This is a genomic window from Streptomyces sp. NPDC048270 (genome assembly GCF_040652335.1).
Classification (GTDB): Bacteria; Actinomycetota; Actinomycetes; order Streptomycetales; family Streptomycetaceae; genus Streptomyces.
The window spans coordinates 122211-148309 of record NZ_JBEZLV010000009.1 but is presented as its reverse complement, the minus strand read 5'-3'; the positions used below and the strand labels follow the sequence as shown (position 1 = coordinate 148309).

Annotated in this window: 21 protein-coding genes; 11 read left to right on the top strand and 10 right to left on the bottom strand. The window is 74.6% G+C overall.

All coding sequences use genetic code 11. The features are described 5' to 3' along the window. Positions 1-81 precede the first annotated feature (81 nt). The gene (locus AB0D66_RS11370; protein ID WP_362300173.1) at positions 82-810 is read right to left on the bottom strand and encodes a class I SAM-dependent methyltransferase; all 729 of its coding nucleotides are present in this window, start codon (positions 808-810) and stop codon (positions 82-84) included. Between the two features lie 136 nt (positions 811-946). Here AB0D66_RS11370 and AB0D66_RS11365 point away from each other — a divergent pair, with 136 nt between their 5' ends. Further along, positions 947-1390, top strand: a complete 444-nt coding sequence (locus AB0D66_RS11365) for a hypothetical protein (protein ID WP_362300170.1) — start codon at positions 947-949, stop codon at positions 1388-1390. 51 nt (positions 1391-1441) lie between these two features. On the opposite strand, the gene AB0D66_RS11360 is transcribed toward AB0D66_RS11365, so the two are convergent. Together AB0D66_RS11360 and AB0D66_RS11355 are read right to left on the bottom strand one after the other, a co-directional pair. Beyond that, positions 1442-1993, bottom strand: coding sequence for a hypothetical protein (locus AB0D66_RS11360; protein WP_362300167.1), 552 nt, complete (start codon positions 1991-1993; stop codon positions 1442-1444). 65 nt (positions 1994-2058) lie between these two features. After that, entirely contained in the window at positions 2059-2790 is a 732-nt protein-coding gene (locus AB0D66_RS11355) for a glucose 1-dehydrogenase (RefSeq protein ID WP_362300164.1), read from the bottom strand. Positions 2791-2942: 152 nt separating this feature from the next. On the opposite strand from AB0D66_RS11355, the gene AB0D66_RS11350 reads away from it, so the two are divergent. Continuing rightward, the gene (locus AB0D66_RS11350) at positions 2943-3671 is read left to right on the top strand and encodes a VWA domain-containing protein (RefSeq protein WP_362300161.1); all 729 of its coding nucleotides are present in this window, start codon (positions 2943-2945) and stop codon (positions 3669-3671) included. Positions 3672-3708: 37 nt separating this feature from the next. Further along, positions 3709-4227, top strand: coding sequence for a pyridoxamine 5'-phosphate oxidase family protein (locus AB0D66_RS11345; protein WP_362300158.1), 519 nt, complete (start codon positions 3709-3711; stop codon positions 4225-4227). On the opposite strand, the gene AB0D66_RS11340 is transcribed toward AB0D66_RS11345, so the two are convergent. From AB0D66_RS11340 to AB0D66_RS11330, 3 genes are all read right to left on the bottom strand, one after another. Further along, positions 4220-5512, bottom strand: a complete 1293-nt coding sequence (locus AB0D66_RS11340) for a DUF1906 domain-containing protein (protein WP_362300155.1) — start codon at positions 5510-5512, stop codon at positions 4220-4222. The genes AB0D66_RS11345 and AB0D66_RS11340 overlap by 8 nt on opposite strands. Positions 5513-5596: 84 nt before the next feature. After that, complete coding sequence (locus AB0D66_RS11335; protein ID WP_362300152.1) at positions 5597-6697, bottom strand: hypothetical protein; 1101 nt, start codon at positions 6695-6697, stop codon at positions 5597-5599. Further along, a complete protein-coding gene (locus AB0D66_RS11330; RefSeq protein ID WP_362300149.1) occupies positions 6694-6891 on the bottom strand; it encodes a hypothetical protein in 198 nt (65 codons plus the stop codon). The genes AB0D66_RS11335 and AB0D66_RS11330 overlap by 4 nt, the downstream gene beginning before the upstream one ends. Before the next feature lie 185 nt (positions 6892-7076). Between AB0D66_RS11330 and AB0D66_RS11325 the strand changes: the two genes are divergently transcribed. After that, positions 7077-7493, top strand: coding sequence for a hypothetical protein (locus AB0D66_RS11325; protein WP_362300146.1), 417 nt, complete (start codon positions 7077-7079; stop codon positions 7491-7493). A gap of 344 nt (positions 7494-7837) precedes the next feature. Here the strand turns inward: AB0D66_RS11325 and AB0D66_RS11320 are convergent, their stop codons facing one another. From AB0D66_RS11320 to AB0D66_RS11310, 3 genes are all read right to left on the bottom strand, one after another. Beyond that, positions 7838-9298, bottom strand: coding sequence for a glutamate synthase subunit beta (locus tag AB0D66_RS11320; protein ID WP_362300144.1), 1461 nt, complete (start codon positions 9296-9298; stop codon positions 7838-7840). Further along, positions 9291-13829, bottom strand: a complete 4539-nt coding sequence (gltB, locus tag AB0D66_RS11315; RefSeq protein WP_362300359.1) for a glutamate synthase large subunit — start codon at positions 13827-13829, stop codon at positions 9291-9293. The genes AB0D66_RS11320 and gltB overlap by 8 nt, the downstream gene beginning before the upstream one ends. Positions 13830-14214: 385 nt before the next feature. Continuing rightward, the gene (locus AB0D66_RS11310; RefSeq protein ID WP_362300141.1) at positions 14215-14946 is read right to left on the bottom strand and encodes a VIT1/CCC1 transporter family protein; all 732 of its coding nucleotides are present in this window, start codon (positions 14944-14946) and stop codon (positions 14215-14217) included. 247 nt (positions 14947-15193) lie between these two features. Between AB0D66_RS11310 and AB0D66_RS11305 the strand changes: the two genes are divergently transcribed. From AB0D66_RS11305 to AB0D66_RS11275, 7 genes are all read left to right on the top strand, one after another. Then, positions 15194-16180 (top strand): ADP-ribosylglycohydrolase family protein, encoded by a 987-nt coding sequence (locus AB0D66_RS11305; protein WP_069919851.1) that lies wholly within the window; start codon positions 15194-15196, stop codon positions 16178-16180. A 1109-nt stretch (positions 16181-17289) separates the two neighbouring features. Then, on the top strand, positions 17290-18438 hold the full coding sequence (locus AB0D66_RS11300; RefSeq protein WP_362300356.1) for an ADP-ribosylglycohydrolase family protein: 1149 nt from the start codon (positions 17290-17292) through the stop codon (positions 18436-18438). 7 nt (positions 18439-18445) lie between these two features. Next, complete coding sequence (locus AB0D66_RS11295; protein ID WP_362300138.1) at positions 18446-19591, top strand: ADP-ribosylglycohydrolase family protein; 1146 nt, start codon at positions 18446-18448, stop codon at positions 19589-19591. A 329-nt stretch (positions 19592-19920) separates the two neighbouring features. Continuing rightward, positions 19921-21678: an ADP-ribosylglycohydrolase family protein gene (locus AB0D66_RS11290; RefSeq protein ID WP_362300135.1), complete on the top strand. Its 1758-nt coding sequence runs from the start codon at positions 19921-19923 to the stop codon at positions 21676-21678. Then, positions 21675-22670 (top strand): ribokinase, encoded by a 996-nt coding sequence (gene rbsK / locus AB0D66_RS11285; protein WP_362300132.1) that lies wholly within the window; start codon positions 21675-21677, stop codon positions 22668-22670. Before AB0D66_RS11290 ends, rbsK begins: the two co-directional genes overlap by 4 nt. A 227-nt stretch (positions 22671-22897) precedes the next feature. Further along, positions 22898-24073 (top strand): CoA transferase, encoded by a 1176-nt coding sequence (locus tag AB0D66_RS11280; RefSeq protein WP_362300353.1) that lies wholly within the window; start codon positions 22898-22900, stop codon positions 24071-24073. Beyond that, positions 24070-24885: a CoA ester lyase gene (locus AB0D66_RS11275; protein ID WP_362300130.1), complete on the top strand. Its 816-nt coding sequence runs from the start codon at positions 24070-24072 to the stop codon at positions 24883-24885. Before AB0D66_RS11280 ends, AB0D66_RS11275 begins: the two co-directional genes overlap by 4 nt. A gap of 156 nt (positions 24886-25041) precedes the next feature. Here AB0D66_RS11275 and lgt read toward each other — a convergent pair whose 3' ends face one another. Continuing rightward, positions 25042-26052: a prolipoprotein diacylglyceryl transferase gene (gene lgt, locus AB0D66_RS11270; RefSeq protein ID WP_362300127.1), complete on the bottom strand. Its 1011-nt coding sequence runs from the start codon at positions 26050-26052 to the stop codon at positions 25042-25044. Between the last annotated feature and the right edge of the window lie 47 nt (positions 26053-26099).

The window sequence follows — 26099 nt, the reverse complement described above, 5'->3', positions numbered from 1 at the left end:
GCGGTCCGCGAGGCACGGGAACAGTGGTCCGCCGCGCGCGGGAGCGGTGGTCCGCGCGCCGGGCGAGGCCCGCGCGGGCCCTCACGCGCCGAGGCGGGCCGCGTGCAAGGTGACGACGTAGGACTCCTCGACCGTGCCGTCCGGGAAGAGGGGCAGCAGCCGCTCCCGTTCGGCCGCCATGAACTCCCGGGTGCCGGCCTCGCCGAGCAGGAGGAACGCGGAGTGGCTGGCCTGGTTGTCGAGGTGGGTGTCCAGGGGGATCCGCCGTGACCAGCGGACCTCGCGGGTGGTGAACCCGGCTCCCTCCAGGGATTCGCGGGCGGGCAGCCCGATCGCCTCCGTGCAGGCGCGGATCCGGGCGTCCTGCGCGGCGATCCACGGCACGGAGAGGTCCAGGTCGTTCCACCACAGGGCGAGCGTGCCGCCGGGGCGCAGCACGCGGCGGGCCTCGGGGAGGGAGCGGGCGGGGTCGGTCCAGTGCCAGGCCTGGGCGTAGGTGAGGAAATCGAAGGCGGCGCCCGCCAGCGGCAGCCGGTCGCCGTCCCCGCGCACGACCGGGACCCCCGGATGGGCCCGCCGGAGTTCGGCGGCCATCCCGTCCCCCGGCTCCACCGCGAGGACCTCGGCCCCGCGGGCCCGCAGCAGCCCGGTGGCGATCCCGGTCCCCGCTCCCACGTCGGCGACCCGCGCCCCGGCGAGCGGCCGCCCGGCGAGTTCCTCGACGGCGTCGAGGAGGGCGGGGGGATATCCGGGCCGGTTCGCGGCGTACAGAGCGGCGGCGGCGTCGAAGGACCGGGCGCGTTTCGTCATGCGGCCATTGTTTTCGATCACCGCGGCGGACGCCAACGCGTGGGACCGGCAAGGGATGTGATGGGATCCCCGTGATCGAACGAACGACGACGACGCACGACGCACGACGCACGACGCACGACGAGGTACGGGAACCATGCGAAGGACGACGACCGGGATGGCGCTGGGCGCCGCGGCGGCAGCGGTACTGCTCACCGGCTGCGGAAGCGACACCCCCAACCCTGCGGCGGACAGCGGCGGGCCGGCGGCCTCCCAGAGCCCCGCGCCGGCGGCCAAGGGCGGCGGCGCGACCCACGAGGTGACCCTGGAGGTCGGCGGCACGGGCAGGACGGCCGTCATGTACAGCGGGGTCGACAGCGGCTTCGAGCAGCAGACCCTGCCGTGGTCGAAGTCCGGCACGGTCGAACTCACCGCCGCGGAGCAGAAGGTGGGCTACCTGGTGAACGTGGTCCCGGGCACGGTCACGGGCGCCGACGGCAAGCTCCAGCAGGCCCCCTGCGTCATCAAGGTCGACGGCAGGAAGGTCGCGGAGAGCGACGGGGTCACGACCACGAAGGGCTGCTCCTACACGATCAAGTAGCCGCCGCCCGTCCCCGGTCCCGCGGGGCCCGCGGGACCGGGGACGGGCGGGTCAGGAACGGCGGCGGCGCAGGGAGAGGCCGGCGAGGGCGGCCGTCTGGAGCAGGAGGAGCGCGGCCGTGCCCGCCGCCTCCCAGAGCGGTTCGGCCGGGCGCTTGCCGAGGGCCCAGACCGGGCCGTCGGGGTCCACCGTCACCGCCAGGCGCGCACCGACCGGCAGGTCCGTCGAGACCGTCCCGGGCAGGCCGCGGCCGGCCTCCGTGCGCAGCCGCAGGGACGGGGTGTGGCCGGAGCCGTCCTCCGCCACGGTGCGTTCGGCGACCACGGCCGTCTCCTCGCGGCCGCGGTCGTGGAGGGTCTGGCGGTCCCAGGTGGTCCCGCCGAGCACCGCGACCCCGACCGCGGCGAGCGCGACGGCGGTGCGGGCCACGAACTCCGCGTCGGTGCCGTGCGGTACGCCGGCGCCGACGACGAAGACGGCCAGCAGGACCGGGACCCAGGGCGCCTCGGGCCCCCGTAGCAGCAGGACCGCTCCGAACTCGGCTGCCAGGAGCAGGCCGTTGCGCAGCAGCGCGCCGCCGAGCCCCCGCATCAGTTCAGGCATGGACACATCATGCCTGGGCCGGTGCGGGCACCGCCCGGCGGGCCGTCACCCCGCCCTGCCCGCCGTCATCCCGCCGTCATCCCGCCGTCCACGGCGAACTCCGTGCCCGTCACGTACGACGACGCGTCCGAGCACAGGAAGAGGACCAGCTCCCCGACCTCCTGCGGCCGCCCCATCCGCCCCAGCGGCACGTGCGACCAGTCCCGGCCCTCGACCGCCCCGGCCACCATCGGCGTGTCGATGGCGCCGGGGTGCACCGAGTTGACCCGGATCCGGTCCGCCGCCAGGTCCAGCGCCGCCGACCGCGTCAGCCCGCGCAGGGCGAACTTGGTGGAGCCGTAGGCCGCGTGGCCTGGTATCCCGACCAGCCCGGCCGTCGAGGAGATGTTGACGATCGAACCGCCCCCGCCGGCCCGGAGCACCGGCGCCACCGCCTGGATGCCGAGGAAGGGGCCCAGCAGGTTGACCCGCAGGAGCGCCTCGAACTCGTCGAGCCGCTGCCGTTCGACGTGGGCCGTGCGCCACAGGGCCGCGTTGTTGACCAGGGCCGAGATCGTACCGAAGGCCGCGACCGCCGCCCGGACGACCTGAGCCCAGCCGTCCGCGTCGGCCACGTCGTGCCGGACGTACAGCCCCTGCCCGCCGAGCTCCGCGGCCACCGCCCGGCCCTCTTCCTCCCGTACGTCCGTGACGACGACCCGCGCCCCTGCCTCCGCACACAGCCGCGCCCCGGCCGCCCCCTGCCCGCGCCCGGCACCGGTGATGACGACGACCTTCCCCTCGAGCGAGACGCCCACGGCTCCACCCCTCTCCTACCCGCTCACCTTTCAATCAGGAATATGTCTAACAGTCACAGACTGCGGGAGGAAGGGCCGCTGCACAGCCCCGTCGTGGACCGACCTCGCCGCACGGGCCACGAAGCCCGGCCGCCACCCGTAGTCTCGGCGCCATGGCGGGCAGTGCGATCAACCTCCGCAAGGTCGAGGAGACGGCTCCGGCTCTCGTGAGCCTGTACAAGAGCGCCGGGATCTCCCTGCGCAAGTACGGGCTGGAGGGCGGGCGCGCCGCGGTCTACCTGGTCCTGGACTACTCCGGGTCGATGCGCCCGTACTACGAGGACGGCAGCGTGCAGGCCCTCGCCGACCGGGTGCTGGGCCTGTCCGCGCACCTGGACGACGGTGCCGTGGTACCGGTGGTCTTCTTTTCCACGGACATCGACGCACTGGAAGAGATCTCCCTCGCCGGGTACGAGGGCAGGGTCACCGAGATCGCCTCGCGTCTCGGCCACATGGGCAAGACGTCCTACCACGCGGCGATGGACGCAGTGATCGACCACTACCTGGACTCGGGGTCCACACACCCCGCCCTCGTCGTCTTCCAGACCGACGGCGGACCGGTCAGCAGGCACGCGGCGGAGAAGTATCTGTGCAAGGCGGCCCGCCTGCCGCTCTTCTGGCAGTTCATCGGCTTTGGAAACACCCATAGCACTCAGTTCGACTTCCTGCGCCGGCTGGACGAACTGCCGGTCCCGTCCCGGCGCGTCGTGGACAACGCGGGCTACTTCCACGCGGGCCCGGATCCGCGCGCGGTCCCCGACCCGGAGCTGTACGACCGCCTGCTCGGCGAGTTCCCGGCCTGGCTGGCGGCGGCACGCGGCGCGGGCATCGTGCGCGTCTGAAGCGGCGGGGGCCGGGGACTCGCGCTTTGATGGACGCATGACGACGAACAACTGGGCAGCGTTCGAGAAGGCGGAGCCGGAGTTCGCGGCGGTGGTCCGGGCCCGCTTCGCGCAGTACCCGCACCATGTCCTCGCCACGCTCCGCAGGGACGGCTCCCCGCGCGCGGCCGGGCTGAACGTCGACATCCGGGGCGGGGAGCTGTGGCTCGGCATGATGCCGGGGTCGATGAAGGCCCGGGACCTGCAGCGCGACCCCCGCTTCGCGCTGCACACCAACCCGGGCGAGGGCGAGACGATGCCGGACGGGGACGTGCGGGTCTCCGGGCGCGCGGTGGAGGTGGTGGACCCGCCCGAGCTGCACCGGTACGCGGAGGAGACGGAGAGCCCGCACCCCTTCCACCTCTTCCACGCCGAGCTGACGGAGGTCGTCCGCGTCGGCGTGGAGGGCGACGAGCTGGTACTGCGGTCGTGGACCCCGGCGGGCGGCCTGCGCACGATCCGCCGGGGCGATGACGACGAGCCCGCACGCGAGGACCCGCCGGCCGGTCCTAGCTGAACCGGAAGACGCCGCCGGTCCCCAGGACGGACGGGTCCACGTCGACCCAGTTGCGGTCGATGTTGATGGTGACCCCGCCGTAGGCGGCGTCGTGGTCGCCCCGGAACTGGTGGGCGCGGCGCCGGCCCGCCCACTGCGCGGTGCCGGCGGGCAGGCCCATGTCGGCGTCGGCGACGGAGGCCGCGCCGTTCCAGCGGGCGACCCACAGCACGTCCGGCATCGCGCCCGGGGCCTGGGGGTGGTGGGCGCTCAGCGCCTTGGCCCCGGAGCTCGCCGAGACGTAGGCGGCGGAGCGGTAGCCGAGCTCGTGCAGCCGGATCGTCCAGGCGGTCAGGTAGGCGACGACCGGGGCGTCCCAGGTCCCGCGGTCCGAGTAGTTCTCCAGGTCGTTGTAGAGGACCGTGCCCGTGGGCAGGCCCAGCGACGCGGCGGCGGCCACCGCTCCGTCGGCCGTGGACCGGCCCTGGCCGTCGGCCTCGGAGGGATCGGTGGACAGGCCGGTGCTGGCGCTGTTCCAGGGCTGCGGGCCCACCCAGATCGGCATGAGGTGCCAGCCCGCCTCGGCCTGCCGCCGCACCCAGTCGGCGGTGAGCTGCGGCTGGGCGCAGGCCCGGGCCCGGCCGCCGATGTAGATGCCGACCGCCCGGAAGGGGGAGGCGGCGCGCCAGGCGTCCATGGCCTTCTGGGTGGGGGCGGTGCAGGCGTCGAAGCCCTCGCCGGTGAAGGCCTCCTGGGCGTTGCGGGGCTCCGCTCCGTCGGCGGCGGGCTCGGCGGGGGGTGCGGCGGGGGCCGCGGGGGCGCCGGCCGGCACCGCGCGGGCGCGGGCCAGGACCCGGCGTACGGCGTCGGGCGCGGTCCCGTAGGAGACGGTGGCCATGACCCCGGGCCGCAGCAGGGCGTACCGCAGCTCGTTGCTGTCGGTCCGGGGCGGGGCCTCGGGCAGCGTGGTCCCGGAGTGCACGGTGAGGGTGGGGATGTCGGCGCGCCGCGGGGCCCCGTCGAGGGGTTCGAGGTGCAGCGTGTCGGCGCGGCTGACGGCGGCCCGGCCGGTGCACTCGCTCTGGGTGCCGGCGCGGCCGAGGTACAGGGTGGGCAGGTCGAGGCGCAGGCAGGCGCCGGGCTCGCGGTCGAGGTCGACGATCCGCCAGTCGGCGGGGACGGCCAGGCGCAGCCCTCCGTAGTCGATGGTTCGCGCGTCGGCGGCGGCGGTCGTCGCCGCGGGGAGTACGGGGACCAGCAGGGCGGCGCCGAGCAGGCCGCTCAGCAGCGTTCGGATGGGGGCCATGATCCGGATAGTTACCAGACGGCGGGGACCCTCAACTTCGGCGAGGGGCCCCGCACATGGTCCGTACGGCCTATCGCGGGCGGGCTAGGGCCGCGGCTGGTCCCGGAAGGCGGGGAGGTCGAAGACGCGCTGCTTGCCCGTGTCGTCCATGAGCTCGACGAGCGGCAGCACCAGCTCCCACAGGTCCTGCTCGGCGACCTCCCGGACCAGCGCGTCCAGCTCGTCGTCGCCGAGCCCGGCGGCGGCGCCGGCCACCACCTTGCGCGCGTCGGCGGGCAGTACGCCGGCCAGCGGCAGGAACGCGCCCCACAGCCGGGTGGCCACGACGGCCCGCACCACCCCGGCCAGCACCCCGGGATCGCGCAGGGGCTCCAGCCGGGCCACGGCGAGCCGGTCCTCCTCGCCGAGCAGCGCGACCAGGGGCAGCAGCCTCTCCCAGAGCCCGGCTTCGTGCGTCACCCGCACGAGTGAGGCCAGCTCGGGCCCGTCAAGGCGGGCGGCGAGCTGGGCGATGCGCAGCCGCTGTTCCCCGCCGACCGCGTCGGCGACGGCGAGGGCCTCCTCCCAGAGCCCGGCGGCCGCGGCGGCCCGGACCACCGAGCCGAGGCGGTCGTCGCCCATCAGCTCCAGGATGCGCGGGAGCCGTTCGGGCTGGTCGACGTAGAACCCGGCGCGCAGGACGTCGGTGTCGCCGATCTGCTCCAGGATCCGGCCGAGCACCCCGTCCCGCAGGTGGCCGACGAACCGGCCCATGGTGAGGTGGTCGTGCCGTTCGGCGAGGGCGACGGCGATCCGTACGACGAGCCCCTCCTCGAGCCGGTCCACGATCCCGGCGATCTTCCGCGGGTCGAGGTGCGCGCAGGACTCGGCGGTGAAGGACACCGGCAGCTTCTCGATGATGTCGGCGGCCCGGCCGGCCTCCAGCCGGCCGGCGACGGCGGCGGCGAGCCGCGGGCCCAGGGCCTTCTGCGAGATGGCGGCGGCGACCGCGGCGGGCACCAGCCGGGTGGCGGCGGCGATCCGGTCGAGCATCTCGGGGGCGCCGTCGAACAGCGCGGCGCTCGCCTGCTCCCGGAAGGCGCGTACGTCCTCGCCCGGCAGCCCTGCCAGGAATCCGAGCCCGTCGGCGTCCAGGCCCACCAGCCGGGCGGTCTTCTCCACTTCGGCGCGGCTCGCGGCGCTCACCGGAACAGCACCTTGCGCACGGCGCCGCGGGCGAGGGCGGGCACCAGCCTGAGCGCCTCCTCGGCGGCCTCGTTCAGCCCGTCGGCCTGGCGCGCCCGCTCCGCGCGCACGGCCTCGGCCAGCCGCGCCACGTCGCCGGCGTCGAGCCCCCTGAACGAACCGGGAGGCGGCGCTCCCCCCAACTCCGCTGCCAATCGGCCCAGTTCCTGATCCACACTCACGGGTGACCTCCCGGACGAGAGAAGACGACGGCTCGCGGCGAGCGTGGCCCGGTATTGACTATTAGTCAATACTCGCGGGTAAGCACCCGTACTCAGGCGGCTGTCAGTGCCACTGGCTAACGTCGATGTCGATCACACGACATCACCTGGGGGAACACATGAAGAAGCAGGCCACCGCCCTCGCCGCACTGACCGCGGCCGTCACCCTGGCGCTCGCCCCGGCGCCGGCCCAGGCCGCACCGGGCGGCGAGATCATCGGCTACCCGGGCCCCGACGGGCTGATCTGGATCGCCGAGCAGACGGGCTCCAGCGGCTTCGTCTCCGGCGGCCTCTCGTCGCGGCTGGACACCTTCATCACCTTCGGCTGCGCCGACGGCGGCAGCATCGAGGTGGCCTTCCACCTCGACGAACACCCCGACCGCGACCCGGCCCCCTTCACGGTCGACTGCCCCGGCACCACCCCGACCCTCGTCACGGTCCCCCTCGGCACCGCCCTCCACGGCGGCTTCGGCGCCACGGTGACGACCTCGTCCCCGTCCGTACGCTGGGGCGCCACGGTCGTCCAGCCCGAGTAGCCCCCACAACGCCACCGCGCCCGCCATCCCTGGTCGGGGACATGGCGGGCGCGGTGTCGGAGTTCCGTACCTCGTTGTACGGACCGTATGAGGGGTCCTCCCCGAAGAGAGGGGTGCTGCCCGTCGCGCCGGGTGCGCACCGCCGGTCGGAGGCCGGCGCAGCCGGGCGAAGCCCGGGAGGCCGCCTGCGGCCGAGCGGTGCGAGCACGGCGTCCAGAAGGAGCCATGGCGGGCGCGGTGTCGGAGTTCCGTACCTCGTTGTACGGACCGTATGAGGGGTCCTCCCGAGGGGAGAGGCTGACGGGTGAGACCGTCAGTCCTCCCCGAGGGGAGGGGCTGACGGGTCAGACCGTCAGGGAGCGGTCCGTCGGCTTGACCGGGTACGGCAGGGCGCTCGTGCCCGTCAGGAAGCGGTCCACGCCGCGGGCGGCCGAGCGGCCCTCCGCGATGGCCCAGACGATGAGCGACTGGCCGCGGCCCGCGTCGCCGGCGACGAAGACGCCGTCGACGTTGGTCACGTAGGAGGCGTCGCGCTCGATGTTGCCGCGCGCGTCCAGCTCCAGGCCGAACTGCTCCACCAGGCCGTTGGCCTGGTCGGTGCCCGTGAAGCCCATCGCCAGGGTGACCAGCTGCGCGGGGAGGACGCGCTCGGTGCCGGGCTTCTGGACGAGCTTGCCGTCGACGAACTCGACCTCGACCAGGTGCAGGGCCTTGACGTTGCCGTCCTCGTCGCCCTCGAAGTGGGTGGTGGAGACGGAGTAGACCCGCTCGCCGCCCTCCTCGTGGGCCGAGGTGACCTTGTAGAGCATCGGGAAGGTCGGCCACGGCTGGTTGGGGCTGCGGTCCTCGCCCGGCTTCGGCATGATCTCCAGCTGCGTGACCGAGGCCGCGCCCTGGCGGTGGGCGGTGCCCACGCAGTCCGCGCCGGTGTCGCCGCCGCCGATGACGACCACGTGCTTGCCCTCGGCCGTGACGGGGGGCGCCATGAAGTCGCCCTCCTGGACCTTGTTGGCGAGCGGCAGGTACTCCATCGCGAAGTGGATGCCGTTCAGCTCGCGGCCCGGGACCGGCAGGTCGCGCGAGACGGTCGCGCCCGCCGCGATGACCACCGCGTCGAACCGCTTGCGCAGGTCGGTGGCGGTGATGTCGCGGCCGACCTCGATGCCGGTACGGAACTTGGTGCCCTCCGCGCGCATCTGCTCGATGCGGCGGTTGATGTGCACCTTCTCCATCTTGAACTCGGGGATGCCGTAGCGCAGCAGGCCGCCGACGCGGTCGGCGCGCTCGTACACCACCACGGTGTGCCCGGCCCGGGTCAGCTGCTGGGCCGCGGCGAGACCCGCCGGGCCGGAGCCGATGACGGCGGCCGTCTTGCCGGACAGCCGCTCCGGCGGCTGCGGGGTGACGTTGCCGTTGTCCCAGGCCTTGTCGATGATCGAGACTTCGACGTTCTTGATCGTCACGGCCGGCTGGTTGATGCCGAGGACGCACGCCGACTCGCACGGGGCCGGGCACAGCCGCCCGGTGAACTCCGGGAAGTTGTTCGTGGCGTGCAGCCGCTCGGAGGCCGCGGACCAGTCCTCGCGGTACGCGAAGTCGTTCCACTCGGGGATCAGGTTCCCGAGGGGACAGCCGTTGTGGCAGAACGGGATGCCGCAGTCCATGCAGCGGCCGGCCTGCTTGCTGATGATCGGGAGCAGCGAGCCCGGGACGTAGACCTCGTTCCAGTCCTTCAGCCGTTCGGCCACGGGACGGGAGCAGGCGGTCTCGCGCGCGGTGGTGAGGAAGCCCTTCGGGTCAGCCATGGGTCGCCGCCTCCATCATCTTCTCGGTGGTCTCGGACTCCGAGAGTCCGGCCAGCTCAGCGGCGTCCTTGGCGGCGAGCACTGCCTTGTACGTGGTCGGGATGATCTTGCTGAAGCGGTCCGCCGCGGCGGTCCAGTCAGCCAGGAGCTTCGCGGCCACGGTCGAGCCGGTCTCCTCCTCGTGGCGGCGCACCACATCGTGCAGCCACTGCTTGTCGGCGTCGGAGAGGGCTTCGACGGCCTCCGCGTTGCCGGCGTTGACGTTGTTCCGGTCGAGGTCGATGACGTACGCCGTACCGCCCGACATGCCGGCCGCGAAGTTGCGGCCGGTCTCGCCCAGGACGACCGCCTGGCCGCCGGTCATGTACTCGCAGCCGTGGTCGCCCACGCCCTCCGAGACGACCAGGGCGCCGGAGTTGCGGACGCAGAAGCGCTCGCCGGTGCGGCCGCGCAGGAACATCTCGCCGCCGGTGGCTCCGTAGCCGATGGTGTTGCCGGCGATGGTGGAGTACTCGGCGAGGTGGTCGGCGCCGCGGTCCGGGCGGACCACGATCCGGCCGCCCGACAGGCCCTTGCCGACGTAGTCGTTGGCGTCGCCCTCCAGGCGGAGGGTGATGCCCTTCGGCACGAAGGCGCCGAAGGACTGGCCGGCGCTGCCGGTGAAGGTCAGGTCGATGGTGTCGTCGGGCAGGCCCGCGCCGCCGAACTTCTTGGTGACCTGGTGGCCGAGCATGGTGCCGACGGTCCGGTTGATGTTGCGGATCGCGACCTGGGCGCGGACCGGCTGGGCGGCCTCGGCGGACTCGGCGTTCAGCGCGTCGGCCGCGAGCTCGATGAGCTCGTTGTCGAGGGCCTTCTCCAGACCGTGGTCCTGCTCGATCAGGGCGTGGCGGACCGCGCCCTCGGGCAGCTCGGGCACGTAGAAGAGCGGCTCGAGGTCGAGGCCCTGCGCCTTCCAGTGCGAGACGGCCTTGGTGGTGTCGAGCAGCTCGGCGTGGCCGACGGCCTCCTCGATCGTGCGGAAGCCCAGCTCGGCGAGGAGCTCGCGCACCTCCTGCGCGATGAACTCGAAGAAGTTGACGACGAACTCGGGCTTGCCGGAGAAGCGCTCGCGCAGGACCGGGTTCTGCGTGGCGATGCCGACCGGGCAGGTGTCCAGGTGGCAGACGCGCATCATGACGCAGCCGGAGACGACGAGCGGCGCGGTCGCGAAACCGAACTCCTCGGCGCCGAGGAGCGCGGCGATGACCACGTCGCGGCCGGTCTTGAGCTGGCCGTCGGTCTGGACGACGATGCGGTCGCGCAGTCCGTTGAGCAGCAGGGTCTGCTGGGTCTCGGCGAGGCCGAGCTCCCAGGGGCCGCCCGCGTGCTTGAGCGAGGTGAGCGGGGAGGCGCCCGTACCGCCGTCGTGGCCGGAGATGAGGACGACGTCCGCGTGCGCCTTGGAAACACCGGCGGCGACCGTGCCCACGCCGACCTCGGAGACCAGCTTCACGTGGATGCGGGCGACCGGGTTGGCGTTCTTGAGGTCGTGGATCAGCTGAGCCAGGTCCTCGATGGAGTAGATGTCGTGGTGCGGCGGCGGGGAGATCAGACCGACGCCCGGGGTGGAGTGCCGGGTCTTGGCGACCCACGGGTAGACCTTGTGGCCGGGCAGCTGGCCGCCCTCGCCGGGCTTGGCGCCCTGCGCCATCTTGATCTGGATGTCGTCCGCGTTGACCAGGTACTCGCTGGTGACGCCGAAGCGGCCGGAGGCGACCTGCTTGATGGAGGAGCGGCGCGCCGGGTCGTACAGGCGGTCCGGGTCCTCGCCGCCCTCACCGGTGTTGGACTTGGCGCCCAGCTGGTTCATGGCGATGGCGAGGGTCTCGTGCGCCTCCTTGGAGATGGAGCCGTACGACATGGCGCCGGTGGAGAAGCGCTTGACGATCTCGGAGACGGGCTCGACCTCGTCGAGGGAGATCGACGGGCGGTCGGACTTGAAGCCGAACAGGCCGCGCAGCGTCATCAGGCGCTCGGACTGCTCGTTCACCCGGTCCGTGTACTGCCGGAAGATGTCGTACCGGCGGCCGCGGGTCGCGTGCTGGAGGCGGAAGACCGTCTCCGGGTCGAACAGGTGCGGCTCGCCCTCGCGGCGCCACTGGTACTCGCCGCCGATCTCCAGCGCACGGTGCGTGGCCGCGATGCCGGAGGCCGGGTACGCCTTGGTGTGGCGCGCGGCCACCTCCTTGGCGATGACGTCCAGGCCGGCGCCGCCGATCTTGGTTGCGGTGCCGTTGAAGTACGCGCCGACGAACTCCTCGTTCAGGCCGACGGCCTCGAAGACCTGGGCGCCGCGGTAGGAGGCGACGGTGGAGATGCCCATCTTGGACATGACCTTCAGGACGCCCTTGCCGAGCGCGTAGATCAGGTTCTTGATGGCCTGCTCCGGCTCCAGGCCGGACAGGAAGGTGCCGGCGCGCAGCAGGTCCTCGACGGACTCCATGGCGAGGTACGGGTTGACCGCCGCCGCGCCGTAGCCGATGAGCAGGGCGACGTGGTGCACCTCGCGGACGTCGCCGGCCTCGACGAGCAGGCCCACCTGGGTGCGCTGCTTGGTGGCGATGAGGTGGTGGTGCACGGCGGAGGTGAGCAGCAGCGACGGGATCGGCGCGTGCTCGGCGTCCGAGTGGCGGTCCGACAGGACGATCAGGCGGGCGCCGGCCGCGATGGCGGCGTCGGCCTCGGTGCGGATCTCCGCGATCCGCGCGGCGAGCGCCTCGGCGCCGCCCGAGACCCGGTAGAGGCCCGAGAGGGTGGCGGCCTTCATGCCCGGCATGTCGCCGTCGGCGTTGATGTGGATGAGCTTGGCCAGCTCGTCGTTGTCGATCACCGGGAACGGCAGCGTGACGCTGCGGCAGGACGCGGCGGTCGGCTCCAGCAGGTTGGACTCCGGGCCGATCGAGGACAGCAGCGAGGTGACGAGCTCCTCGCGGATGGCGTCCAGCGGCGGGTTGGTGACCTGCGCGAAGAGCTGGGTGAAGTAGTCGAAGAGCAGCCGGGGGCGCTCGGACAGGGCCGCGATCGGGGAGTCGGTGCCCATGGAGCCGAGCGGCTCGCCGCCGGTACGGGCCATCGGCGCGAGGATGACGCGCAGCTCTTCCTCGGTGTAGCCGAAGGTCTGCTGGCGGCGGGTGACCGAGGCGTGGGTGTGGACGATGTGCTCGCGCTCGGGCAGGTCCGACAGCTCGATCTCGCCGGTCTCCAGCCAGTCGGCGTACGGGGCGGCGCCGGCCAGCCCGTCCTTGATCTCGTCGTCCTCGATGATCCGCTTCTGGGCGGTGTCGACGAGGAACATCTTGCCGGGCTGCAGGCGGCCCTTGCGGACGACCTTGGCCGGGTCGATGTCGAGCACGCCGACCTCGGAACCGAGGACGACGAGGCCGTCGTCGGTGACCCAGTAGCGGCCGGGGCGCAGACCGTTGCGGTCCAGGACCGCGCCGACCTGGGTGCCGTCGGTGAAGGTGACGCAGGCCGGGCCGTCCCAGGGCTCCATCATCGTGGAGTGGTACTTGTAGAACGCGCGGCGGGCCGGGTCCATGGAGGTGTGGTTCTCCCACGCCTCCGGGATCATCATCAGCACGCTGTGCGGCAGCGACCGGCCGCCGAGGTGGAGCAGCTCCAGGACCTCGTCGAAGGAGGCCGAGTCGGAGGCGTCGGGGGTGCAGATCGGGAAGATCCGGTCCAGGACGCCCTCGCCGAAGGCGTCGGACGCCAGCTGGGACTCGCGGGCCTTCATCCAGTTGCGGTTGCCCTTGACCGTGTTGATCTCGCCGTTGTGCGCGACGAAGCGGTACGGGTGGGCGAGCGGCCAGGACGGGAAGGTGTTCGTCGAGAACCGGGAGTGGACCAGGGCCAGCGTCGAGGCGAAGCGGCGGTCGGAGAGGTCCGGGAAGAAGGGCTCGAGCTGGCCGGTGGTCAGCATGCCCTTGTAGACGACGGTGCGGGCGGAGAGCGAGGGGAAGTACACCCCGGCCTCGCGCTCGGCGCGCTTGCGCAGCACGAACGCCTTGCGGTCCAGCTCGATGCCCGTCGTCCCGTTGGAGACGAACAGCTGCGAGAAGGCCGGCATGGTGGCGCGGGCGCCGTTGCCGAGCAGGTCCGGGGTGACCGGAACCTCGCGCCAGCCGAGAACGGTCAGGTTCTCCTCGGCGGCGATGGCCTCGATCTGCTCCACGGCGACGGCCTGTGCGGTGCCGTCGGCGGGGAGGAAGGCGATGCCGACGGCGTAGGCGCCGGCCTCGGGGAGGTCGAATCCGGCGACCTCGCGGAGGAAGGCGTCCGGCACCTGGCAGAGGATTCCGGCTCCGTCGCCCGAGTCCGGCTCGGAGCCGGTGGCGCCGCGGTGCTCGAGGTTCCGCAATACGGTCAGCGCCTGCTCGACCAGCGTGTGGCTGGCCTCGCCGCTGAGGTTGGCCACAAAGCCGACGCCGCAGGCGTCGTGCTCGTTGCGCGGGTCGTACATGCCCTGCTGGGCGGGGCGACCGTCCATGGGCGACCAGGCGGTGTTGCTGAGGCCGGTCGCGGAGTGCGTGGATGCGGAACGCATCGGCTCTCCCGTCGTCGTCGTGGCATATGTGCATAGCCGAGGGACGACGTTGGCCCTCTGCGAAATTTCGTGCAGATTACATGATGACGACAATCCCGCGAAGCGGATATGCCGTTCCAGCATGCGGACACTGCACGGGGCAGAAAAGAGGGGACCTTCGCGGATTCCCAAGGGGTCTCACGACGCGATGACGGGTGGAAGGTCCCGGTACGGGGGCGGGCATCATTGCCCGCAGCCCTGTTGTGGTACCCGGTGGACACGCGAGCGAAACCGCCGAGTAACGGACTACTTATGTTGCGCAGTGCATAGTGTCTCACTCCCTGCCCGGTCAGCCTATGGCTCCGCCGATCCAGGTTCCCAGGATGTACGTCACACCGGCGGCCGCGCCACCGAGGGCGAGCTGGCGCAGCCCGCTGTACCACCAGGACCGGGCCGTGACCCGGGAGACGATCGCGCCGCAGGCGAAGAGGCCCACCAGGGCCAGCAGCACCGCGGGCCACAGCGAGGCGGCTCCGAGCAGGTACGGCAGTACGGGCAGCAGCGCGCCCAGCGCGAAGGAGCCGAAGGACGAGACGGCGGCGACGAGCGGCGAGGGCAGGTCGTCGGGGTCGATGCCGAGCTCCTCGCGGGCGTGGATCTCCAGCGCCTGCTCGGGGTCGCGGGACAGCTGCATGGCCACCTCGCGGGCGAGCGGGGGCTCGACGCCGCGCGAGACGTAGAGCTCGGCCAGCTCCTCCATCTCGTCGACCGGGTGCTTGCGCAACTGCTGGCGCTCGATGTCCAGTTCGGCGAGGACCAGCTCGCGCTGCGAGGCGACGGAGGTGTACTCGCCGGCGGCCATCGAGAAGGCGCCGGCCGCGAGGCCCGCCAGGCCGGTGATGGCGATGGCGTGCGGGGCGACGGCGCCGCCGGCCACGCCGGTCATGAGGGCCAGGTTGGAGACGAGCCCGTCCATCGCGCCGAAGACGGCCGGACGCAGCCATCCACCGTTGACGTCACGGTGGGTGTGGTTGTCGCGGTGCGCGGTGTGCAGCGGCGCTTCGATGTCGATGATGGACATGCGGTGTATCTCCCCTTTTGTGCGAACGAGCGTCATACGGTGTCCCGCTCCCTCGGAACACCTCGAAACTACGCACGAATTCAGCTCCCCGCCAGCAAGGAAGGCCGTACTTACCTGCGGTTTTGCGGGTCGGCGACCGGGTGACGACGGTGTGCGGGGGGTGTTTCGCGACGAGCGACAAACGTCATGACATGGCACAAATCCCCCAAGGGCTCAATATGAGTCCCATCAAATGGAGAGGCGCGCCATGGAGCTGATTGCATGCAATCCGCAGGTCCTCCTCGAACGGGCCAGGGGCGCTCTTCTGGGGCTCGCGGTGGGCGACGCGCTGGGCGCCCCCGCGGAGAACATGAAGCCGTCGGAGATCCGGGCGAAGTGGGGCCGGATCGAGGGCTTCGTGTCGGAGGATCCGGCGGGCACGGACGACACCGAGTACGCGATCTTCTCCGGGCTGCTGCTGGCCCGGCACGGGTCCGCGCTCACCGTGTCCCATGTGGAGCGGGCCTGGCACCACTGGATCGCGGACCTGGACGAGGGCCCCTTCCGGGGCGCGGGCTTCTCCGAGCGCGGCACCCTCGAGAACCTGCGGCGCGGCCTGGCGGCCCCCATCTCGGCCCAGCACCGGCACGCGTGGTCCGACGGCCTGGCCATGCGGGCGGCGCCGTTCGGGGTCTTCGCGGCGGGCCGCCCGGCGGAGGCCGCTCGGCTCGTCGCCATCGACGGCTGCGTCAGCCACGACGGCGAGGGCATCTACGGCGGCCAGGCGGTCGCGGCGGGCGTCGCGGCGGCCATGGCGGGCGCCGGGCCCGCGTCGGTGATCGCCGCGGCCCTGTCGGTGATCCCCGCCGACTCCTGGACGGCCCGGTCCCTGCGCCGGGCCGTCACCGCCGCCCCGCGCGGCGAACGGGCGGTGCGCTCGGCCGTGGTCATCGGCGGCTACCCCTGGACGGACCTCGCCCCGGAGGCGGTGGGCCTGGCCTTCGGCGCCTTCGCCGCCTGCGGGGGCGACTTCCCCTCCTCGGTCCTGACCGCCGTGAACATGGGCCGCGACGCGGACACCACCGCGGCGGTGGCCGGCGCGCTGTCCGGCGCCCTGTCCGGAGCCGCCGCGGTCCCCGCCGAGTGGTCCTCGGCGATCGGCCCGGTCCGCGGCAGCTGCCTGCCCTCGATGCGGGGCTACCACGTCCTGGACATCGCGGACCTCCTCACCCCGGAATACGAGGCCCCCAGATGACCCCGTCCCCGTACAACCCCACCCCGGACCCCCAGCCCCCGACCCCCTCCCCGCAAACCCAGCCCCCGACCCCGCCGCCGCCGCCATCCGAAGCGCCGCCGACAAACCCGCCCACCCTGGCAAGCCCCCCGAGGCCGGCCCACCCCGCCAGCCCCACGGACTTCGGCCCGACGAACCCGGCCGTCCTGGCGAACCCGCCGACGCCGCCCCAGCCCGTCGCCCCGCCGGCCCCCACCCCGGCAAACCCCCCCGTCCCGGCAGCCCTCAACCTGCCGACCCCGGCCGGCCTGGCCGACCCGACCGGCCCGGCCCGCCCCGTAAGCCGCACGGGCCTCGGCCCGACGAACCCGGCCGTCCTGGCAAACCCGCCGACGCCGCCCCAGCCCGTCGCCCCGCCGGCCCCCACCCCGGCAAACCCCCCCGCCCCGGCAGCCCTCAACCTGCCGACCCCGGCCGGCCTGGCCGACCCGGCCGACCTGACCAACCCGGCCACCCCGGCCCGCCCCGCCAGCCCCACGGACCTCGGCCCAGCGAACCCGGCCGTCCTGGCAAGCCCGCCGCGGCCGGCCCAGCCGGTCAGCCCCACGGGCCTCGGCCCGACGAACCCGCTCGTCCTGGCGAACCCGCCGACGCCGACCCAGCCCGTCAGCCCCACGGGCCTCGCCCCGGCGACCCGGCCCGGCCCGGCCACCCCACCGAGGCCCACGGACCCCTCGGACGCGGCGGGCCTGGCGGAGGCGACGTACTCGGTCGGCATGACGAACCCCCCGATCCCGACCCACCCTGTCGCCCCGGCAGCCCTCAACCTGCCGACCCCGGCCGGCCTGGCCGACCCGGCCGGCCCGGCCCGCCCCGTCAGCCGCACGGGCCTCGGCCCGGCGGTCTCCGGCGGGCTGGTCCACCCGCCCGGTCCGGCGAGGGCGGTCGGTCTGGTCGGTTCGCCGACGCATGCGGGCCCCGCGGACGCGGTGGGCCTGGTGGAGGCGGCGTACCCGGCCGGCCTGGCGGTCGCGCCGGACCGGGCCGGTACGGCCGGCTTGGCGGTCGCGTCTGACCGGGCCGGTACGGCCGGTCTGGTGGTCGCGCCGGACCGGGCCGGTACGGCCGGCCTGGCGGTTCCGCCGGGCCCCCCGCCCCCGGCCCGGCGGATCGAAGGGCTGCTCCTCGGGCTCGCCGCAGGCGACGCGGCCGGGTGGCCCGCCGCGCGGCACCGGGCCAGCCGGATGCCCGAGTGGACCCGCCGCCTCACCCGCGAGCTCGACACCTTCGCCGAGCAGAACGCCACCACCACCCTCCCCGTCCCCATCGCCCTCAACCAGCCCCCCGAGCCCCTGCGCCTCGGCCCCTCCGACGACGCCGAGTGGGCCGCCTTCGTCGCCGAGTCCGTGCTCACCGCCTCCGGAGTCCTGCTCAGCGACCTCTCCCGGTCCCGCCGCATGCGCGCCGCCATCGACCTCGCCTGGAACGCCCTCGCCTCCGAGGTCGCCGCCGCGGCGGAACGCGCCCCCGAGGTCGAGTCCGCCGTCCTGCCCCTGCGCGCCCGGATCTCCGTCCGCGCCGGCCTCGGCAACCTCGCCGCCGGCCTGCGCCCGCCCGCCACCGGCCACGACAACCCGCACTTCTTCGACGACGCCGCTTGCGTCCGCGCCTGCGTGCTCGCCGTCGTCCACCCCGGCGACCCGGACGCGGCGGCGGACCTCGCCGAGTTCGACGCCCGCTACACCCAGGACGGCGACGGAGTCCACGGCGCCCGCGCCATGGCCGCCGCCCTCGCGGCGGCCCTGGCCGGCGCCGGGGTCGACACCGCCGTCGAGGCCGCGCTCGCGCAGCTCCCCGCCGCCACCGAGATCGGCCGCAACGCCCGGCACGCCGTCAAGCTCGCCCGCGCCCACACGGGCGGCGGCGGCGCCTTCGCCATCGTCCCCACCCTCGAGCACGAGATCGTGGACCACGTCTACAGCTACGGCATCGCCGCCGCCGAGACCGTCCCCGTGGCCCTCGCCCTCGCGACCGCCGCCCGCGGCAAGGCGGCCGAGGCCGTCCCGGCCGCCGCCTGCCTGTCCCGCGTCGCGGACTCCGCCCCCGCCCTGGCCGGCGCCCTCACCGGCGCCCTCGGCGGCGGCGACTCGATCCCCGCCGCCTGGCGGGAGGCCTGCCGCACCCTGTCCGGCTGCGCCCTCCCCCGCCTCGCCGGCACCGATCTCGTGGAACTCGCCGCGCTCCTCGCTCGCACGGAACTCACCTCGCACAAGGGATGATTCAGACATGACGCTCACGTTGGAGGAAAGGGCCGCCGGCGCCCTCGTCGGGGCCGCCGTCGGCGACGCGCTCGGCGGCCCGGTGGAGGGCTGGAGCCCGGACCAGATCGTGGAACGGCACGGCGGCCGGGTGCACGGCATCGTCGGCCCCTGGCACGAGGACTGGCGCACGGCCCGCCCGATCGCCCCGTACCACAAGGGAGATGGGCACGTCACCGACGACACCCTCATGACCCACGCCCTGGTACGGGTCTACGAGGCGGTACGGGACCACCTCGACGCCTACGCGGTCGCCGAGCACCTGGTGCCGGACCTGATGACCAACCCGCGGTGGATCCCGGAGCTGGAGGCCGAAGCCCTCCCGCTCCAGCGGATCTTCCTCGCCGAGAAGTGGATCGTGGCCCGGCTGCACTACGCACACGTCGACCCGCGCGAGGCCGGCAACGGCAACATCGTCAACTGCGGCGCGGCGATGTACATGGCCCCCGTCGGCATCGTCAACGCGGGCAACCCGGCGGGCGCGTACGCGGAGGCCCTGGACATCGCCGGGGCTCACCAGTCCTCGTACGGGCGGGAGGCCGCCGGGGTGTTCGCGGCGGCGGTGGCGGCCGCGTGCCTGCCGGGGGCGACGGCCGGGTCCGTGGTGGACACCGTGCTCGGACTGGCCAAGGACGGCACGCGCGCGGCCATCGCGGCCGTCGCGGAAGTCGCCTCCCGGCACCGGGACTTCGAGTCGGCGCTGGCCCCGCTGCGGGCGGCGGTCGCCCCGTACGACACGGTGGGCCCCGACTACCGCGCCCCCTCCCTCGGCGCGCGGCGCCCCTCCCGCCTGCACTCGATCGAGGAGCTCCCGATCGCGCTCGGGATGCTGCTGATCGCGGACGGGGCGTACGAGACCTCCGTACTCGGCGCGGTCAACTACGGCCGGGACTGCGACTCCACCGCCACCATGGCCGGGGCCATCGCCGGGGCCCTGGGCGGGGAGCCGGTGATCCCGGCCGCCTGGTCCAAGCAGGTCGCCGAGGCCAGCCGCCTCGACCTGCACGCCCCCGCCGGGGCGCTGGCCGCCGTGGCGCGCGAGGTCTTCGCCCGGGACCGCTCGCGCCGCCGCACCCACGAGTCGGCCTTCGCCACCCTCACCACCGCCCCATGACCGCGCCCCGCCCCACGCCTGCGGCGAAGCCCCCGGACGGCGGAAGCCGACCTCCGGCCGAACCGGCACGACCCACCCGGCCGCAGCCGACCCCGCCCCGCCCCGGCGGCGTGATCCGGGCGGCGGGCGGGCCGGCGCGGCCCACCCGGCCGCAACCCCAAGACCTCACCGACGGCGCACACCCGGCGGCGGACCGGCCGGCGCAGCCCACCCGGCCGCAGCCGCAAGACCTCGCCGCCCCCGCCAACCCGTCCCCACCACCCGCCACGAACCCACCCCCACCACCCACAACCCCAGCCGACGACGCACACCCCGCGGCGGACCGGCCGGTGCGGGTCACCTGGGCGCAGCCCGAGGACCTCGTCGGGCACGAGCTCCGGCAGGCGGCCGAGGACGGCCGGGACCCCGGGCCCGCGTCGCGGGCCTGGCTGGCCGCGGGCGGCCACCCGGCGCCGGCCCGGGCCGGCGCCTCCCCCACTCCGGCCCCGCCGGAACTCCGCGCGCTGGCCGCGCGCCTGCTGGACGAGCTCGCCGCCCTCCCCTCCCCGACGGCCGCCGACGAACCGCAGCCCTGGCCCGCCATCCGCGCGACCTGGCCCCCGGCCGGCCCCGGTGCACCCCAGCCGGCCACCCCCGCCTCCGCCCCGGCCCAGGCCGCCCGGCCCCCGCAAGGCGGCCCCGCCCGTTCCGCGGCACGCCCCCCGACGCGACCCGCCCCCACAGCGGCAGGCCCCACCTCCCACGGGCAGACCCCCCACCCCGCCGAGCCCAAGCCACCGCCGCCCCCCACACCCCCCACGGCAACCGGTGCCCCGGCAACCCCCCACCGACAGGCCCCCCACCCCACCGAGCCCGACCCACCGCCGCCCCCCACACCCCCCACGGCAACCGGTGCCCCCGCAACCCCCCACCGACAGACCCCCCGCCCGTGGGGCCCGGCTCCGGGGCCCGCCCGGGGGCAGGGGCTCGGCGCCGCCCCGTCCGACCCCGCCCTGCGCCGCAGGCTGGAGGCCGCCCCGTCCGACCCCGCCCTGCGCCGCAGGCTGGAGGCCGCTTGGGTGGGGCGGGCCGCCGGGTGCCTGCTCGGGAAGCCCGTCGAGAAGCTGCCGCTCGCCGGGATCCGGGCACTGGCCCGGGCCGCCGGGAACTGGCCGCTGGACGACTGGTTCACCGCCCGCGGCGTCCCGCCCGAGCTGCTGGCCGCGCACCCCTGGAACCGCCGCTCCGCCCCGACCTCCCTCGCCGAGAACATCGACGGCATGCCCGAGGACGACGACCTCAACTACCCCCTCCTCGGCCTGCTCCTGCTCCAGCGGCACGGCAAGGACTTCACCACCGCCGACGTCGCCCGCCTCTGGCTCGACGAGCTGCCCGCCGGGCGCACCTTCACCGCCGAGCGCATCGCCTACCGCAACCTCCTCCTCGGGCTGGAGCCGCCCGCCACCGCCACCCACCACAACCCGTTCCGCGAGTGGATCGGCGCCCTCATCCGCGCCGACGTCCACGGCTGGACCAACCCCGGCGACCCGGCCGCCGCCGCGGCCCAGGCCTACCGGGACGCCGCCCTGACCCACACCGGCAACGGCGTCTACGCCGCCCTCTTCGTCGCCGCCGCCACCGCCACCGCCGCCACCGGCCGGGCCGACGTGCACACCGCGCTGCGGGCCGGGCTGGACGTCGTACCGCCCCGCTCCCGCCTCGCCGCGGCCGTCCGCGACGGGATCCGGGCCGCGCACGAGGAGGCCGACTTCGACCGCGTCGTCGACCGACTGCATGCCTGCTACGGCCACTACCACTGGGTGCACGCCGTCCCCAACACCGCCCTGATCGCCGCCGCCCTCACCCACGCCGACGGCGACTTCACCCGTTCCATCTGCCGTACGGTGTCCGGCGGTTGGGACACCGACTCCAACGGCGCCACCGCGGGAGCCCTCTGCGCGCTGATCACCGGAGAGGTCCCGCACCGCTGGGCCGCGCCCCTGCGAAACCGCCTCGCCACCTCCGTCCCCGGCTTCGACGGCATCGGCTTCGACACCCTCGCCCACCTCACCCACCGGCTCACCACACAGGAGGCAGCACGCTCATGACGGCCATCGCCGTGCTCGGCAGTACGAATATGGACCTCGTCGCCTACGTCCCCAAGGCCCCCCGCCTCGGGGAGACCGTCACCGGGCGCGCCTTCCGCACCATCCCCGGCGGCAAGGGGGCCAACCAGGCCGTCGCCGCCGCCCGCTGCGGCGCGCGGGTGGTGATGATCGGCGCGGTCGGGGCCGACGAGTTCGGCGTACGGCTGCGCTCCGCGCTCACCGCCGACGGGATCGACACCGCGGGCCTGCGCACCGCCGAGGGCGCCAGCGGCACGGCCCACATCACGGTGGACGACGAGGGCGGCAACAGCATCATCGTCATCCCCGGCGCCAACGGCCGCGTCACCGGCCTGGAGGCGGGCGACGAGACCCGGATCGCCGCCGCCGACGCCCTGCTCCTACAGCTCGAACTCCCCCTGGAGGCCGTCCTCGCCGGCGCCGTCGCCGCCCGCGCGCACGGTGTCCGTACGGTGCTCACCCCGGCCCCCGCCCAGCCGCTGCCCGCGGAACTCCTCGCCGTCACCGACCTGTTGGTGCCCAACGAGCACGAGGCCGCCGCCCTCACCGGGCTCACCGACCCGGGCCGGTGCGCGGCGGCCCTGCTGGAGGCCGTACCCGAGGTGGTGGTCACCCTCGGCGCGGCCGGCGTGCTGTACGCCGCCCGCGGCCGCGAACCCCTGTCCGTGCCCGCGCCCCGGGTCCGGGCCGTGGACACCACCGCCGCCGGGGACACCTTCGTCGGCGCCCTCGCCGTGGCCCTCGGCGAGGGCCGTCCGATGCCCGGGGCGCTGCGCTGGGCATCGGCGGCGGCGGCGCTCTCCGTGCAGCGGCCCGGTGCCCAGGACTCGATGCCGACCCGCGCCGAGACCGACGCCTTCGCCCTGGCCGGGCGGGATACGAGGACGCCGCGGGCCCCCGACACCGCCCCCGGCCCCGCCCGCACACCCGGGAACGGCCCCGAAGCCACCCCCACCCCCGGAGCCCCCTCGTGAACCCCGACGCGGCCCGGGCCGGCGCCGGCAGCCCTCCCGTAGGCCCCGACCCGGCACCGGGCACGGCGCCGGGCCCGGGACCCCGCCCTCCCACCGGCGAGGCACACGGCCGGGACGCCCACGGGACCCCCGAACCCGGGCCGGTCTTGCCCGGTTCCGGCCCCGGCCCGACGGACCACCCCGTCGACGCCCGGCCAGGGCACGGGCACGGGCACGGGAACGGGCCCCTGCAAGGGCTCCGCGTGCTCGACCTCGCCACCCTGTTCGCCGGGCCGCTGGCCGCCACCCTGCTCGGCGACTTCGGCGCCGAGGTCGTCAAGGTCGAACACCCCGGCCGCCCCGACCCCTCCCGCGGCCACGGCCCCGCCAAGGACGGCATCGGCCTGTGGTGGAAGCTGCTCGGCAGGAACAAGCGGACGGTCACCCTCGACCTGTCCACCCCCGGCGGCCGCGACACCCTGCTGCGGCTGGCCGCCACCGCGGACGTGGTCGTCGAGAACTTCCGGCCCGGCACCCTGGAGAAGTGGGGGCTGGGCTGGGAGGAGCTCTCGGCCGTCAACCCGCGCCTGGTCCTGGCCCGGGTCACGGCCTTCGGCCAGCACGGCCCGTACGCCCACCGCCCCGGCTTCGGCACCCTCGCCGAGGCGATGAGCGGCTTCGCCGCGATCACCGGGGAGCCGGGCGGCCCGCCGACCCTGCCGCCCTTCGGGCTCGCGGACTCGATCGCCGCGCTCACCACGGCCTACGCGGTGATGACCGCCCTCGCGGGCCGCGACCGCACCGGCCACGGCCAGGTCGTGGACCTGGCCATCGTCGAGCCGATCCTCACGGTGCTCGGCCCGCACCCGCTCTGGTACGACCAGCTCGGCTACGTCCAGCCGCGCACCGGGAACCGCTCCACCAACAACGCCCCCCGCAACACGTACCGCAGTGCGGACGGCCGCTGGCTGGCGGTGTCCACCTCCGCCCAGTCCATCGCCGAGCGGGTGCTGCGCCTGGTCGGGCGGCCGGAGCTGATCACCGAGCCCTGGTTCGCCACCGGTTCGGGGCGGGCCGCCCACACCCACGTCCTGGACGAGGCGGTCGGCGGCTGGATCGCCCGCCACAAGGCCGAGGAGGTGGTCGCGGCCTTCGAGGAGGCGCAGGCGGCCGTGGCCCTGGTCTACGACGTCCGGGACGTGATGGACGACCCGCAGTTCGCCGCCCTGGACACGGTCACCGAGATCGACGACCCGGAGCTCGGCCCGCTGCGGATGCAGAACATCCTCTTCCGGCTCTCCGAGACCCCCGGCGGGATCCGCTGGGCCGGCCGTCCCCATGGCGCGGACACCGACGAGGTGCTGACCGAGCTGGGCCTGACCGGGGCCGAGATCTGCGCGCTGCGCACGGAGGGGGCGCTGTGATCCTGACCTGGCTGTACGCGCCGGGCGACCGCCCGGCGGTGGTGGCCAAGGCCCTCGGTTGCGGGGCCGACGCGGTCATCGTGGACCTGGAGGACGCGGTACCCGTCTCCCGCAAGGAGTACGCCCGCGCCGCCACCGCCGAGCTCCTGCGCGAGCGGCCCCCGCTGCCCGTCCACGTCCGGGTGAACGCGCTCGACTCCCCCTGGGGCGGGGCCGACCTGACCGCCCTCTGCGGGCTGCACGGCCTCGCCGGCCTGCGGCTGCCCAAGATCAACTCACCCGAGCAGGTCATCGCCGCCGCCGACCGCACCGGCGGGGTCGGGCTGCACGCCCTGCTCGAATCGGCGCTGGGCGTGGAGCGTGCCTTCGAGATCGCCCGTGCGCACCCCGCACTGCGCGGGCTCTCCCTCGGCGAGGCCGACCTGCGGGCCGACCTGGCCGTCAGCGCGGAGCCGGGCCTGGACTGGTGCCGGTCCCGGGTGGTGGTGGCGGCCCGAGCGGCCGGGCTGGCTCCGCCGGCCCAGTCGGTGTTCCCGGACATCCGGGACCTGGAGGCGCTGGCCGTCTCCTGCGCGCGGGGCCGTGCCCTCGGCTTCTTCGGCCGGGCCGCGATCCATCCGCGGCAGTTGCCGGTGATCGAGCGGGCCTACCTGCCGGCCGCCGCGGAGGTGGCCGCGGCGGAGGAGGTGCTGACGGCGGCCCGGGCCACGCCGGGGGCGCTGGCGCTGCCGGACGGGCGCTTCGTCGACCCGGCGGTGGTGGCGGCCGCCCACCGCACCCTTGCGCTCGCCGCGCGGATGGCCGGGCGGTAACCACGGCCGGCCCCCTGCCGCGGGTCCGCCTCCCGGGGTCCGCCTCCCGCAGCCGGCCGGCCTGCCACGGGTGGACCCCGGCCGGGCCGGCCGTGCTGCGGCCGGCATGGCAACGGGGGGCCGCGCGGTGCGCGACCCCCCGTACGACCGTTGCGGTCAGAGCTTCTTGGCCTCCGGGGCCTCGGCCGCGTCCGGCTCCGCGGACGGAGCGGCGTCGGCCGGCTCGTCCTTCGTCAGGACGGCCTTCTTCGCCGGGGCCCCGGCGGTGCCGGAGGACTCGTCCCCGGCGGCCTTCGCCTCGACGGCGGCCTTCGCGTCGGCCGCAGCCGGGTCCTTCTCGCCGTCGGCGCCGGAGCGGTCCGGCTCGACGACCTCCTCGCGGCCCGGCCGCAGCCTCGCCGACAGGACGAAGTAGACGACGGCCAGGACGAAGACCACGATCGAGGTCCACACGTTCAGCCGCAGGCCCAGGATGTGGTGGGCCTCGTCGACCCGCATGTACTCGATCCAGCCGCGGCCCACGCAGTACGAGGCCACGTACAGGGCGAAGGCCCGCCCGTGCCCGAGCTTGAACCGGCGGTCGGCCCAGATGACCAGGACCGCGACGCCGATGCACCACAGCGACTCGTACAGGAAGGTCGGGTGGTAGGTGCCGGCGTCCCGGTTCGGGCCGGCGCTGATCTCCACCGCCCACGGCAGGTCGGTGGCCCGGCCGTAGAGCTCTTGGTTGAACCAGTTGCCCCAGCGTCCGCAGGCCTGGGCCAGCGCGATGCCCGGGGCGAGGGCGTCCGCCCAGGCCGGCAGCGGGATGCCGCGCAGCCGGCAGCCGATCCAGGCGCCCACCGCGCCGAGCGCGATCGCCCCCCAGATGCCGAGGCCGCCCTCCCAGATCTTGAAGGCGTCGACCCAGTTGCGGCCCTCGCCGAAATAGAGCTGGTAGTCGGTGATCACGTGGTAGAGGCGACCGCCGACCAGGCCGAACGGCACCGCCCACACGGCGATGTCCGCGACCGTGCCCGGCTTTCCGCCGCGCGCGACCCACCGCCTGTTGCCGAGCCAGACGGCGACGAAGACGCCGATGATGATGCAGAACGCGTAGCCGCGCAGCGGGATCGGTCCGAGATGGATCACGCCGGTCGACGGACTGGGGATGTAAGCAATGTCCATGGCAGAGCCGACGCTACCCTGCCGGGCGGTGCACACCGCAACCCGCC